This is a genomic window from Roseibium hamelinense (assembly GCF_007830545.1).
Taxonomy (GTDB): Bacteria; Pseudomonadota; Alphaproteobacteria; order Rhizobiales; family Stappiaceae; genus Roseibium; species Roseibium hamelinense.
Map to the genome: position 1 here is coordinate 69123 of NZ_VLLF01000004.1, position 13567 is coordinate 82689.

General features: G+C 56.1%; 14 protein-coding genes. 3 read left to right on the top strand and 11 right to left on the bottom strand.

The features are described 5' to 3' along the window. Window positions 1–47 precede the first annotated feature (47 nt). The 4 genes from JM93_RS09635 to JM93_RS09650 form a co-directional block, all read right to left on the bottom strand. On the bottom strand, window positions 48–659 hold the full coding sequence (locus JM93_RS09635) for a hypothetical protein (RefSeq protein ID WP_145342756.1): 612 nt from the start codon (window positions 657–659) through the stop codon (window positions 48–50). Window positions 660–1154: 495 nt separating this feature from the next. Further along, window positions 1155–2132 carry a GDP-mannose 4,6-dehydratase gene (gene gmd, locus JM93_RS09640; RefSeq protein WP_145342758.1) on the bottom strand — a complete coding sequence of 326 codons (978 nt, stop codon included), beginning with the start codon at window positions 2130–2132 and terminating at the stop codon, window positions 1155–1157. A gap of 132 nt (window positions 2133–2264) precedes the next feature. After that, window positions 2265–4634: a fatty acid cis/trans isomerase gene (locus JM93_RS09645; protein WP_208995072.1), complete on the bottom strand. Its 2370-nt coding sequence runs from the start codon at window positions 4632–4634 to the stop codon at window positions 2265–2267. Between the two features lie 87 nt (window positions 4635–4721). Beyond that, window positions 4722–5051 (bottom strand): hypothetical protein, encoded by a 330-nt coding sequence (locus tag JM93_RS09650; RefSeq protein ID WP_145342760.1) that lies wholly within the window; start codon window positions 5049–5051, stop codon window positions 4722–4724. Between the two features lie 296 nt (window positions 5052–5347). On the opposite strand from JM93_RS09650, the gene minC reads away from it, so the two are divergent. The 3 genes from minC (at window position 5348) to minE (ending at window position 7301) form a co-directional block, all read left to right on the top strand. Continuing rightward, window positions 5348–6157: a septum site-determining protein MinC gene (gene minC, locus JM93_RS09655; RefSeq protein ID WP_145342762.1), complete on the top strand. Its 810-nt coding sequence runs from the start codon at window positions 5348–5350 to the stop codon at window positions 6155–6157. Window positions 6158–6222: 65 nt separating this feature from the next. After that, complete coding sequence (gene minD, locus JM93_RS09660; protein WP_145342764.1) at window positions 6223–7044, top strand: septum site-determining protein MinD; 822 nt, start codon at window positions 6223–6225, stop codon at window positions 7042–7044. After that, window positions 7041–7301, top strand: coding sequence for a cell division topological specificity factor MinE (gene minE, locus JM93_RS09665; RefSeq protein ID WP_145342766.1), 261 nt, complete (start codon window positions 7041–7043; stop codon window positions 7299–7301). The genes minD and minE overlap by 4 nt, the downstream gene beginning before the upstream one ends. Before the next feature lie 52 nt (window positions 7302–7353). Here minE and JM93_RS09670 read toward each other — a convergent pair whose 3' ends face one another. From JM93_RS09670 to JM93_RS09700, 7 genes are all read right to left on the bottom strand, one after another. Further along, window positions 7354–8088: an anti-sigma factor gene (locus JM93_RS09670; protein WP_145342767.1), complete on the bottom strand. Its 735-nt coding sequence runs from the start codon at window positions 8086–8088 to the stop codon at window positions 7354–7356. Further along, window positions 8085–8642 carry a sigma-70 family RNA polymerase sigma factor gene (locus JM93_RS09675; RefSeq protein ID WP_244300799.1) on the bottom strand — a complete coding sequence of 186 codons (558 nt, stop codon included), beginning with the start codon at window positions 8640–8642 and terminating at the stop codon, window positions 8085–8087. Before JM93_RS09675 ends, JM93_RS09670 begins: the two co-directional genes overlap by 4 nt. Window positions 8643–8844: 202 nt before the next feature. Next, window positions 8845–9633 carry a DUF4394 domain-containing protein gene (locus JM93_RS09680; protein ID WP_145342769.1) on the bottom strand — a complete coding sequence of 263 codons (789 nt, stop codon included), beginning with the start codon at window positions 9631–9633 and terminating at the stop codon, window positions 8845–8847. A 132-nt stretch (window positions 9634–9765) separates the two neighbouring features. Next, on the bottom strand, window positions 9766–10479 hold the full coding sequence (locus JM93_RS09685) for a pseudouridine synthase (RefSeq protein ID WP_145342771.1): 714 nt from the start codon (window positions 10477–10479) through the stop codon (window positions 9766–9768). Window positions 10480–10481: 2 nt separating this feature from the next. Continuing rightward, a complete protein-coding gene (locus JM93_RS09690; protein ID WP_145342774.1) occupies window positions 10482–11522 on the bottom strand; it encodes a class I SAM-dependent methyltransferase in 1041 nt (346 codons plus the stop codon). A 73-nt stretch (window positions 11523–11595) separates the two neighbouring features. Then, on the bottom strand, window positions 11596–12147 hold the full coding sequence (locus JM93_RS09695) for a GDYXXLXY domain-containing protein (RefSeq protein WP_145342777.1): 552 nt from the start codon (window positions 12145–12147) through the stop codon (window positions 11596–11598). Then, a complete protein-coding gene (locus tag JM93_RS09700) occupies window positions 12144–13478 on the bottom strand; it encodes a DUF2157 domain-containing protein (RefSeq protein WP_145343272.1) in 1335 nt (444 codons plus the stop codon). The genes JM93_RS09695 and JM93_RS09700 overlap by 4 nt, the downstream gene beginning before the upstream one ends. Between the last annotated feature and the right edge of the window lie 89 nt (window positions 13479–13567).

Genomic DNA, 13567 nt, shown 5'->3' on the forward strand with positions numbered 1-13567 from the left:
GTCGGGAGGGCTTATTTTTTATGCGTGCGGGTGTGTTTTGGACTGTATCAAGTCTCGGGAAGCAGGACTTCCAATTCTTCGTCGGTTTCAGCAACCTTGCGCCGAAATTCGGCAAAGCCGATTGCGATCAGCCCATCGAAGACCGATTTTTCTGTTGCAAGCCGGACCTGAAGGGACGCTAGCGGATTGTCGTTTTGGAAGGAGAGGGAAATGTCCGTCCGTCCTGCAGTCGATGCGATGATGTGGGTACGGCTCAATTCTCTGAAGCCGCGTTCATCCGATGCGCCAATATCGACCACCGCCGGAATGCCCAGCGCTTCCTCTGAGAAGCTGACAACGAGCCGAACCAACCAAGTTCCAACAGGTATGTGAATGTAGGGGCCGAAGACGATAAACCGGGGCCGGCCAGTCATATCAAGTGGGGCATCGACATGGTCTTCGGGTTTGTCGCCGACCAAAAAAAGTTCTTTGGTCGCAATCAGCGGAGTATCCGGCTTAGCGTCGAGGTGCCCCTCAAAGCCTCCCAGCAAAAACGTTGCACACCTGGCAATGCCTTCAGGAAATTTTGATTGAATCGCTGCCGTGGGATCGTTCCCACCATTTTCTGGAAGCGATACTTGGCCAGCAAGTGCCGCGAGGGCTTGGATGATCTGTTGCACGGCTGGTTCGGAAAGGGCGACGCCGTGTGCTTTAGCTATAGCCTTAACAACAGAGTCGGGGTGCTGTCGAACTGCGCTTTCGGTTACCTGAACAACGTTTTCAGCCCCGATGAATTTGGAAATGCAGGAACAGTCCCCACTCAAACTCCGCACTGCGGTTCTTGGGTCCATTTTGCCGGAATTTGTGAGGTGCAAAAACGACCGTTTTGGATCAGTCTGGGCATAAATCAGCGGCTTTTTTGTTTGGAGCAGAACGTCTGCGAAACGCGTATCAGGCCGAGAAACGGAAAATACAAGATGAGATGCATCACGGAGAAGCAGCTCTTTTGAAAGGTCGCCTAGGCCACTTGGAATATGGGCTTTGTGAGCGCTGATGCCTGACGTTTTTAGGATGCTTGCTACAACCTCCCGGCACCACGACGTCAAAGGACCGGGTAATCCTATTATACCGTAGAGCATATCATCTTTTCCGATGCTTAAATTGCAACCGTGAACCTACTTTGATGAGTAGCGTGCAAGGTCTGCGTCAACCATCTCCTGAATGAGTTCGACGATTGCTACTTCCGGCTCCCAGCCAAGCTGATCACGTGCTTTGCTTGCGTCTCCCAGCAACACATCGACTTCAGCTGGACGATAAAACGCCGGATTAATGCGGACGTAGTCTTCCATATTGAGCCCGGCATGTTTGAAGGCGATGTCTACCATGTCGCGAACTGAGGTTGTTGTCCCTGTTGCAATGACAAAATCGTCAGGTTTGTCCTGTTGCAGCATGAGCCACATGGCGCGGACATAGTCGCGCGCATGCCCCCAGTCCCGTTTGGCGTCCATGTTGCCCATTTCAAGTCTATCAAGTTTGCCGAGCTTTATCCGTGCCACTGCATCGGTCACCTTGCGAGTGACAAATTCCAAACCGCGGAGGGGAGACTCATGATTAAAAAGCAGCCCGGAGCAGGAATACATCCCGAAACTTTCCCGATAATTCACGGTCATCCAGTGGGCATAGAGTTTGGCGGCCGCATAAGGCGAACGTGGATAAAACGGTGTGGTTTCTTTCTGCTCAGCTTCCTGAATGAGGCCGAACATTTCTGACGACGAAGCCTGATAAACGCGCGCCTCTGGAGCTTCTAAACGGGCTGCTTCGAGAATGTTGACCGCTCCGATCCCTGTTACCTGACCGGTCAATATGGGTTGGTCCCAAGAAGTCTTCACGAAGGATTGGGCCGCTAAATTGTAGATTTCGCCGGGCTGGATTGCCCGAACAAGGCGGCATAGACCAGAAAGATCTGTAACGTTTCCGTCCGCATATTCTATGTCGTTCGCTATGCCAAGCCATTCAAGCCGGTGCGAATTGACGCCCAGGTGGCTCGACCGGCGCACCATGCCATACACCTTGTAACCTTTTTGCAGGAGCAGTTGCGACAGGTACGCTCCATCCTGCCCAGTAACGCCTGTGATGAGCGCGGTCTTGGCCATGACTGATGAACCTCTAATATGCGTTAAACGCTAAATGTGTGCCGATTGCCGAGGGTTCCCGGCTCAGAGACTGTTGCCGCTGCAGGTAAACTGTTCTGCCTGTGGCGTCAACCAAACGGGCATTGTTTGGATCTACGGATCTTTATAACGGTTGAGATCAAGAAGCCCAGATTGCCGGGCGCTTTGCCGGTGGAGTGCGGTCTGGACGATGTCGGCAGTCTCCCAGAAGGCCGGGCTTGACCGGCGCACGCCATATCGGGCGACGAACTCAAGATATTGGTCTTGATTTTTTATTGTCTTGAGGGCGGCAACAAAGTCGGCAAGCCGTTCGGAAGAAACCGTGAAGAAGAAATTGGGGTAGCTGCCGAACTGACCCGGCACGATCGTCAGTGTATCTTTGTCCGGCTGTCGCCGTTCTTTTTCGCGGAACAGAAAGGCGACATTGGTGTGCGCCTTGTTGTGTGCCAGCGTGAATACGACCGGGTCTTCCTGCTTTGTGCCGGTGACGAGGAGCACGCTGAGGTTGGGCAGAAACCGGACGAAAGGCGCTGTTTGGCTGGCTGCCTCGCTAAGCGTACCCGCCAAGCTACCCGGGCCTGCGCAAGCGCTGCCCGCACACCGGTTGATCGGATCAGAAAGCGGCCACAAGCCGCCGCCACGCGTTAAAAGTTCCTGCAAAAACTCCGGCTTCGGTGCATCGCTTTGAAATGAAATACCGGTTGGCGTCCGCGTGTCGAGCGGTTGATCGCGAAGCCAGTCCACCACTGCGACCAAGTCTCCTTCATACCACTGCGCGACGAAGGCTTCGCGTTTGTTGGCCGGCATGAAGGTCAAAAAATTGCGTTCGCCTTCGCGCCGCAGGCTGTCCATGTAGAGCCGTGTGGTGAGCTGATGTTCGATATTCCCGAAAACGTCGAAACCGGCCACGAGATCATAGTAGATGCGTTCAAACAGGGGATAGTCGATCACCCAAGCGGTTTCCGGATAGTCGCCCGCAAAACCGGTGACAACCGAGGCATTGTCGAAGTTACGGTACACAGTCAAATGTGCTTGCGGGTTGGTGCCGTCACCGTCCCAAATGTCATCGTAGTCCGGGCCGTTTTGGTACTGCGGACTGGCCGCGTACTGCCTGTACCTGTGGCGTGCGTATTCCAATGGGCCGCCGGTGACGAAACTCTCAAGGCGATCTTCAATATCCTTGTCGGATAAGGAAACCGGCAACTCAAGCAGAGGCGTCACCGCGTCGAGATAGGTCTGATTGGTGACCGATAAATCGGCGTCCGGATCCAGGAATGAGACCCAAAACCGGTCCTCGATGACATTGACCGCGACCTGGCCGTAGCAAACCGGGCCGCGAATGAAACTGCGCACGAAGAAAAGGGCGTCGTCCAGTAGGAATTGATAGCGTGCGCGGGCAGGAATTGGCCTGAAGGTTGAAAAGGGATTGCCGCCGGCATTGGCGGAGTAGGGCGGCTTTCCGTCAATTCTCCAGTCTTCGGAAAAAAACAGCTGCCGGTAACGCTCCAGCCGTTTTGGGCCGATGTCGTAGACAATATGTTCCTTGTGCAAGATCGTGCCTTCGACCGGGACAAGCCGATAGAAAAACGGGCTTCCTGGATCGTCGAATGGCCGACGGGTCGCGATTTCGACAGGGGCAGGGCCTTCCTCGGAGGTAGACCGTATCATACGGAAAAAGCGGTCTGGACCATCCCCTTCGATGTGAAGGTGCGCGAGAAACAGATGCTCGTAAATATACCGGGCCGTCAGTTTGTGACGGTCGTCCGGCCGGTTTAAAAAGGTCTCTATTTCGCCAACGATGGCAGCAACCGGTTCGGGAATGCGTATGGGCGCCTCTGGCAGCGTGTCGCCGCTTTTTGCCCAGCTGATCAGCCGTTGAAACTCAGTATCTTCAAGAGCGGCCATGCCGTAGGGCATGCCCCCCATCGGATGTTCTTCCGTGTAGGCCTCCAACTCGTTCGGAGCAGGACAGGAAAGTTGCCGGACGGTTTTGAGCTTTATGGCTTCGGGCAGCCGTTTGTTGGGTGGAACTGGATTGGCCCGTCCAAGTTCAAGCAGTGATATGAGCGCAGACGGAAAAGCATCACGTTGCGACGGGTCTTTGAGAACCGGAAAGAAGCCCTTTGTGCGCCAAGCCGCTTCACCATGGGCATCAATGCCAAGCCGGGTCAGCGGGGCATCCTGCATACGCCCGGAATCATAGACACGTTCCTTGCTTGCGCCGCGAATGAGTCCCTCAGAAGAGGAGAGTTTGAGCTGACACGGCGCATCATAACATCCATGACAAACCACACAGCGTTTTTCCACGAGCGCTGGAATATCGGACCAGTTTTTTTCGAGCGCTGACCGATCGGTTTGGTTGAGTTCCGCCCGGACCGGGTACTGTGTGGGCTCATCATCCCCGCTCTTCTGACACCCCGCGATCACAAAAATCAGGGCCGCACATGCAAGAGCGCGCAAAGAGGTGCCGCCGGAAAATCGCATTCAAAACCGCCTGAGCCAGTAGGGTTCCAAGAGTTTAGCCTCATTGCAGCAGCCGGCGTCAAGGGTGCCTTAGGGGCCTCTTGCAGCTCAAACCATCGCACGTGCAAGCGAAGTGATCGCCATTGCGGCAATGGCTTTGTTGGGGCCGTTTGCTGGCCCTCCGGCCGTATGCTGCGCGATAGGCAGCGTATTCAGATCAGCCGTATTAATGTTGTCTAGATCGGCCGCTTTTGCGGCGTCTTCCGCTGCAAAGCGGACTGTGTCGAACAAAATCACAAGCGATCGCCAGACTTCCTTAGGTGGGCTTTCAGGCATGTTGCACCAGCGAATAACGGCGTCTTGGTCAACGCCCAGATAGGCGGAGGCTTCTTCAGTGCTGAGGCCGAAAAAGTCAATAATTGCTTTAAAGTTCGTCATTTGTCATTTCCGCATTCCGGCGGTTGAGTTCACATATGAAATATATTGCACTGCAATATGGCAGAATGTCGAGTGATTGCCCTGCCATGGGTAAATTATTTTTCCGGCAAACTTGCAGGGCGCTATCTGCGAGCCACGGAAATCGGCAATGGCGATCAAGTGCTTGTCTGCCGTTTGGAGGCAGCCGGAGGCTTTTATATCGGTGGAAAACGAAGTCCTGCCCCATTGTGAGGCGCAGAGGATGTTAGTTTTGCCATTGATTCTTCGACATAACGCAGTCTTCCGCGAGCTCCTGAATGAAATTCAAGGGAAAGTCCTTCATTGCAATCGTCCTGACGCCAGACCAGCCTTATGATGAATGGTTTGCCGAAATTGATCGCATTATTGCGCGGTCGCCGGGGTTTTTCATCGACAGGCCGATCATTCTGGATGTCCGTGGTAAAAAAATGCCAATTGAGGATCTGGAGACCCTGCTGGACGGTATGGCGAGCCGTTCCATCAGAGTGATGGGTATCGACGGGATTGCTGGAACCCGACTGAAGCCAGGTATGCCGCCTAGTTTTGCAGGAGGACGGCTGGCATCTGATGTCGAGGTGCCGGATACGCCGGGTGCTGTGGCCGCGCCGCACGACGAAACAGCCGCGGCACGCTCGCAGAGTGAAAAGAAAACGTCAAAGAGCACCTCCAAAACCGCCAAGAATGGTTCGGCTTCCGAAAAGACGAGCGCTCGCAAGTCCGGCGATCGTGCACCTGTCACCATACCGTCCTCTTCAGATCCGCAATCCATTCTCATTAGCGAGCCGGTCCGGTCCGGGCAGAGCATTATGCACCCATCCGGCGATGTGACGGTTGTCGGCTCGGTCAGTTCCGGCGCGGAGATCATCGCGGGCGGGTCGATCCACGTCTACGGCACTTTGCGTGGTAGAGCACTCGCCGGAGTATCGGGCAATGAAACAGCCCGTATCTTTTGTTCCAAATTGGACGCCGAGCTGGTGTCGATCAATGGCCTTTACAAGGTGGCCGATGATTTTGACGCCGAGCTCTTGAACACGGCGGCTCAGATCCGGTTCGAGGATGAGAACCTGGTCTTTGAGAAGCTCGACTAGCCGGCATCTTTTCGCCCCAGAAAGCGGGCAGAACGCATGCCGCACAACACGATAAGGAATTGGCTATGAGCAACGCCACAGTCATCGTGGTCACTTCGGGAAAAGGCGGCGTCGGAAAGACGACGTCTTCTGCAGCAATTGCCTCCGCATTGGCCAAGGAAGGATACCAGGTTTGCGCGATCGACTTTGACGTTGGCTTGCGCAACCTTGACCTGATCATGGGCGCCGAGCGCCGGGTCGTTTTCGATCTTGTCAATGTGGTGCGCGGCGAAGCCTCGATCAAACAGGCGCTCGTGCGCGACAAAAAGCTGGAAAATCTCTACCTGCTGCCGGCCTCACAAACGCGGGACAAGGATGCGCTGACCGAAGAGGGGGTTGCCAGCGTTATCAATGAGCTGCGCATGTATTTCGACTGGATTGTCTGCGACAGCCCGGCTGGTATCGAACGCGGCGCAACTCTTGCCATGCGGCATGCCGATGAGGCAATCATCGTCTCAAATCCGGAAGTGTCCTCAGTGCGGGACTGTGACAGGATTATCGGTCTGCTCGACGCAAAGACGATCGTTGCCGAAGAAGGCAAACGCATGCCAAAGCATCTCTTGATAACGCGTTATGATATAGAGCGCGCAAAAACCGGCGACATGCTGGACGTCAATGACGTTGTCGACATTCTGTCGGTTCCGCTGATCGGCGTCATTCCAGAAAGCCGGGACGTGCTAAAGGCATCGAATGTGGGCTTGCCGGTCACACTGTCCGACGAGAATTCGCCTGCTTCCAAGGCCTACACGGAGGCAACACAACGTCTGCTTGGCTCCGATGTGCCCGTGACCATTCCTTCCGAGAAAAAGGGCTTCCTCGGCAAGCTCTTCAAGGGGAGGGCTGCATGAATTTCATGAGCTTCTTTGGCAAACGGGGGGAATCCGCCTCTGTTGCCAAGAATCGACTTCAAATCCTGCTGGCCCATGAAAGATCCGACAACGGCACGGATGCAGCGCTCATTTCCTCACTGCGAGAGGATATTCTTGCCGTGGTCAAAAAACACATATCGATCGACCCGGATGCCGTGCGTCTGGAAATGGACCGGGATGGCGATGTGACGACCCTTGGAATAGACATAGAACTTCCAGGATCAACCCGAGACTGAGAACAGCCCTCGACCGAAAAGCCAGCAATTGGCCGGCTTTCGAGTGTCCTCGTCAGTTGGGCTGGCGTGTAAAGCCTTTGCCAAGGATCGGGCCGGTCGGCAGGCCAGTCGGGGAGCCGCCCGGTTGCTCAAACGTGATTTCGTAGAGCTGATCGGTTTCGGGGCTGGGCAACGCCGGCGCGGAAAGCGTCGTTTTTTGCGGAGTGTCGAAAACGCCAACCGAGACTGGCGGACCATCCGGATCCGGTTTGGTCCATAGTTGAAGAACTTGACCGGCAGGCACTTCTGTGTCGCCAAGCATTGTCACGAGGGTCCGGTTGTCTTCGGTGCCTTCAATCATTGCGACCGGCTGACCGTCGTCATTGAGAAGCACGGCCACCACCTTTGGCTCGACGGTTGTCATGACATTCCAAGTCAGCGCAATTGCAAGGATAAGGCTCGCTGCCAGACTTGCTGCCGTGGTGACAATGAGCGCACGCGGGCGCGCGCTTTTTTCAGGCCGCGCAAATGGCACAACGGTTTCCGGGGCTGTGTCGGTCTGCGGTGCCGCGTCCCCCGCGGTATCGTCCAGTCCGCCGGATATCCGCGACCACATGTCTGCCGGCAACTCTTGCGGTTCGACCGTGTCATCAAGTTCTGAAAAACGGCGGCGAGACCCTTCGACCAGTGCGGCAAAGCCCGCGTTGGTTTCAAGCAGCTTTTCGGCCTCGGCTTGTTCAACAGAGTCAAGCAGGCCAATGACGAATTCGTCAGCAAGCTCGGAGTGAGGGCGCTTTGTTTGACTCATGACATGCACTCCCGCAGAGCAGCCAACCCGCGCCGCAACCACGTTTTTGTGGTTCCGAGCGGTGCCTGGAGGCGGCCTGCGATTTCGCCATGTGTGCAGCCCAAAACGTAAGACATCAGAACGGCAGTTCGCTTTTCTTCTTGCAGCCCTTCAAGGCATTTTTTCAGTTCGCTGTCATGCCCGAGGTTTTTCCAGGCATCATCGACACGGTCTGTTTCGACGCGCAACTCAAGGCGGTCATCTTCAGTTGCGATTTCGCGCGCATCGGATCGTAAGATGCTCAGACACCGGTTCCGCAAAACCGCATAAATCCAAGGTTTTGCTGCGCCGCGGCGGGCATCAAATTGATGTGCCTTGCGCCAGATCAGGATCAGCGTGTCCTGTAGCGCGTCTTCTGCCAGCTCTTTCTGTTGCAAGAGCCTGCGGGCAACGCCGAGCATTTTGGGGCCTTCCGTCTCCAGGATTTCACGGAGCGCGGCCTTGTCGCCCTGCGCGCACAGTTCCAGCTGCTGTGCAAGCTGCGATCCTGCGGGTGTCTGTAATGTGGTTGCCAATCTGTGTGCCCCAATTTTGTTTGGCAGGCCTGATATCGCTGACAGATAGAATAGGGCGTGTCGGCTGCAGTTTATAGCCTGGCGGATGTTGTTTCTTTGAAATCGGTTCGGAGCGCGCCGTGTCTGGGGGCAGGTGGTAGACACAGAGGCTCCGAACCAGTTGCCTTGCGGTATGTGTGGGACTACCGCAAGGCGGGCCTCGTCAATTTGCGGTCATGAACGTGATGTCGCGCAGCGGGGTTTCCAGGCCTTCAAGTGTCCATTTACCGGTGACGCCACCGTTCTCCAGCGAGACGGTGTAGAGCTCAGTGCCGGCTGCCAGCCATGCTTGGTTTTCGCCATCTGCATTCGTCGCAATATCAAACGCGTAGGTCTGCGGCTTGGCGATGCCGAGCTTGCCGATTGCCGCGAGCGTTCCGTCATTCGGAGACGTTTGCTGGATCACGGCATTGATCGTGGCATCAATGTCGTACATCGCCGTTGAAGCGGGCTTGCCGAACGAGTTGATATATGCGGCCGCAACGATGTTTGGAGCTTCTCCGGCATGCATGTCCTTCGCCTCAAATGACAGGCTTCCGTCCACGGTGACCTTGCCACTCTCAATGTCGACGCGGTGATTTGTGGTGCCGGTCATGAAGCGGAGCTTATTTGCTTTCGGATTGAAATCTACTATCACCGGATTGCCGTCTTCAATCGGCAGCATCTTGTCCATGGTGGAAATGGCCGTCGCTTCGCCGGTTTTCGGATTGATCTCGACAATTCTGTGATCGGCTGTGACGCCGATGAGTTGGCCGGTTGCCGGACGCTGGTCGATTCCGAGCAATTTGTCGACGCCGGACACGTCCATGCTGCCACCGACTTTGCCGGTCGCACTGTCGATCATTACCAGTGTCTTGTCGCCGGATAGCCCAATTGCCGGGGTTGCGGCTGCTGCACCTGCGGACAACACGAGAAGGGAGGCGGCGGTAAGCGCCTTGGTCAGAAATGTCATCTATCGTCTCCAATCATCCAAACTTCGTGCAGGCCTTGTCGGCCCGCATTCTGGAGACGGTGTGGGCAGGGTTTTGGATGCAGATGAATTAAAAAAATTCTGCTTCAAAGCAGGACCGATGCTGTCGATCTCCTATTCAGAGGTTTGCACATCGAATATTGAGGCCTTGCCGCTTTCATCAAGAAGCCGCCAATCGCCTTCGGCAAGGCCGCCCAGCGTCAGTCCGCCGATTTGGATGCGTGCGAGTTCAGTCACGTGATTGCCGACCGCCGCAAACATGCGGCGGACCTGATGGTAACGTCCTTCATTCAATATGACACGCGCACGGCTCTTGCCGATTACGTCCAGCTGGGCGGGCTTGAGCGGCTTGGTTTCCCCCTCAAGCATCATCTCCCCAGACGAAAAAATTTCGGCCTCGGTCCCCGTCATGGGGCGGTCCAGCGTCACTTCGTAGACTTTCGGCACCTCCGACTTCGGTGAAATCACCTTGTGAAGAAACGTTCCGTCATCGGTGAACAGAAGAGCCCCGGACGTTTCCTTGTCGAGCCGGCCAATCGTCGACAAGACGGGCTTTCGCATGCGGAACCGGTCGGGCAATAGGTCGTACACCAGACGTCCCTGATCCTTGGTCGAACAGGTGTAACCGAGCGGCTTGTTGAGCAGCAGAACCATGCCCGGTGCCGGGTCTAATGGCTCATCATCAAACAGGATATCTTCGTGCGCTGTTGGACTGTCGGCCTTGAGCGCTGTGCCGTCGCGGTCCGTCACCCAGCCGTTCTTGATGGCTTTTTGAATGTCCTTCCGGCTGCCATATCCAAGATTTGCGATCAGTTTGACCAGCCGCATGATCAGCGCCCCTTTGCCTTGACTGCCTTGATCACTTTGTAGCCGCCCTGGTCCGCCACGATATTAAAACTGGCAAACGCCTCGCTTAGAGCATGTTCGTAAGGAAGGTGCCGGTTTGCCACCATCCAGAATGTTCCTCCGCCTCTCAGACCCTCGGAGGCTGCACGGATGAAAGCTTGGCCGATGTCCGACCGATCGGCCTTTCCAGTCTGGTGAAACGGCGGGTTGGAGACCAGAAAATCATAAGGCCCGTCCAGTCCTTTGGTGACATCCGACCAAATGCCGTTCATGGCACGCTTTCCCTTGAAGGTTGATAGGTTTTGTTCGGCAAGATCGAGCGCCCGCTTTTCAGCTTCATAAAGATCGATGCCTGTCACCTTCGGAGCGTTTTCCAGAACATGACGCGCCAAAAATCCAAGTCCGGCTCCAAGGTCTGCTCCACGGCCGGACAGGGTGTCGGGCAGATGATCGGCAAGGAGCTGCGAAGCCGGATCGATCCTGTCCCATGCAAAAACGCCAGGACGGCTCAAGTAAGCTCCGTCCATGATCGGGCGGATGCCATCCAGATCCGCCCATTCCTGCATCAGACGCTGATCGGCCAATTCAGGATCGACCGCGGCCCACAGGCAACGGCACTTGTGCTTGGTCAATTTCTCCGGTGTGCCCAAAAGCGCCGAAATATCCGCCTCAAGTGATTTCGCACCTTCCGTATTGGTGGCACAGGCAATCACGGTGCCGCCGGGCTTTGTGCGCGTCGCAGCTTTGGCCAATTGCGCGCGGGACTCCTGACGCTGGCGGCCGGGCAAAACCATAACGAGATCGAAATCGGCCGCGTCGGTCTCCGGCGTGACAACAAAGCCTGCACTTTCAAGGCTGTCCCTATCCGGTGCAAAGCTTTGCTCAAAAACGGCGCTTTTGCCTCTCAATGCGGAAAGTTGGGTGCCGGACCTTGCGCGCATGAATAGAACCTGGGACGGATCGCTCAATTCGATCTCGCCGGTTTCAAGAGGCAAGAAAAGCGTGGCTAGCGCCGGGTCGGTCATGATGCGGCTTTCTGTCGAGATGTCTGTGTGCCGTTGGCACGGTGGCCGCCTCATACAGCATCTTAGGCGGAAATCAAAAAGCAGCGTCCGAGTGGAAGGGCTGCCCGTCGACCAAAAGCCTCAACGGAAGCGAGCGGCCATCGGGGGCCAGAGCGATCACAAGCTTAACGCGCTCCGTATCAAGTGTTTCGATTTGTTTTCCGGTGCCTTCAGGCAGAAAGAAAGCGTCGATGCCATAGTCAATCCTGTACGCATCGCCGCTGGTCCCGGTCACCTTACCTTCGATTTCCGGCGTGCCTTCGCCGGCCGGGCTGCGCGACATCGACTGTGCCGAATAGACGCCGTCATCATCGGCTTTCAATTGAACGAACACGGCATCTCCGGGCGATAATGTCTCGGTATTCGCAAGGTCTTTCGGCAATGTCGTAATTGAAAGATTTATGATGACATAGTCACCGCGCAGGAGATCTCGCGGGTCTATTGGCACGAGATCCAACGTAACTTCCTGTCCGGAGAACTGGACTTCTAGCCTGTCGGCCAAGGGGACACCAATCAGAGCCAGCTGGATTACGGCCAGCAAACCCCATCGCAGAAAAGCTGAGCGGATGACCGGTTGGCGTGTCATGCCTTGGCCCCTCCTTGCTGGCGGCGAAGGAAGCGCGTTGCCGCGAATGCCATGCCAAGCAGGACAATGCCTGCGACAAGGAAGAACAGGGACTGTCCAAGAAGTGATCCAATGGTCACCTGGAGAAGCCAAAGGAAGGCAGCAGTTAACCCGCCATAGCCGCACAGGGTCCAGAAGGCGTTGTTGTAGATCGTGCCGGTCATGCACATCAGGATCAAGGTTCCCAAGCTAAGACCGGATATGACAATGATGTTCGGCAGAAGCATCGGAGTCGCAACAGTGACAAGTCCGGCAAGGGCTGTCCCGAACAGCCAGCGGGGCTTTGCGGTTTTAAACGACAGCAGGAACCCGGCCGCAGTCATGACAAGCGAAAGCAAAATGATAGCGCCGACCGGAGCCAGCATGACCGCTTCGGCAAGCCGGCTGTCTTCGAGTTCACTGGACCCGACAAGCGTTAAGACCAGCAATGCGGCAAGAATGGCGAAACCGGTGTCCTGCAGTGAATGCAGCATCAGCCATCGCCCATGCCCGCGGTCGGGGTAGTCGCTTGACCATTTGACGAACAGATCGCTGATGGCAGCCGTTTGAATGAGCAGGCCCGCCAGCCCTGCAAAACCGAGCGCAGCCATGGCAAGTGACAAGTCATCGTTTGCGCCGAGAGTTTCCGCCGTATCGGCGAGCCATCGGCCATAGGTGGTCAGTGCTAAAAGGGTGGCCGCCCAGCGGCTCACGCGCAACGGAAATGCGACCGGGTGCAGCACGATGGCCACAAGCAGTGCAAGGCCAATCAGGCTTTCGCTGACGGCAGCCTCGCCAATTTCAGACCGACCAACCTGCCACAGAATCGCGGCTGTTGCTGCAACGAGCAACGAAGCCCGTGAACCGGTCATCCACGAGGCCGCCAGCGCTCCAAGGCAGACAAGAAAAGACCCTCCGGCCCAATCCGAAGGCAGGTGAAAAATTTGGCCAACCAGCGCCATGCCACCGACGAACACCAGCGTTGCAAACGCGGTGGCAAGGTCACAGACGCCTTTCCGGCCCGATTTTGCTGCCCAGGCGGCCAGCATATGCGTGCCGACAACCAGAACCGCAATGCCGGTCAGCTTTGCCATACGCGGAATTCCGTCCCAGTTGGCTGCGATGAAAGCGGCCAGGGCAAGCGCAACACAGACAATTCCGATACCGGCCAGAACCATGGGTAAACGGGAGCGCCCGTCGCTGGCTTCCAGCTCAGTCAGGATTTGCCCGGCATTTTGGGAACTCACCAGGCCCTTTTCGACCCAGTCGTTGAGGTCTTGTTTCAGACGTCGTTTGTACAGTGTGTCGAACATCATCGGCGCGCTAGTGGTTGTGAACCAGACATAGCCGGGATGGTGTTACAGAGACAATCCCATTCACGAGTCGTCTCCCGTTTTCAAGA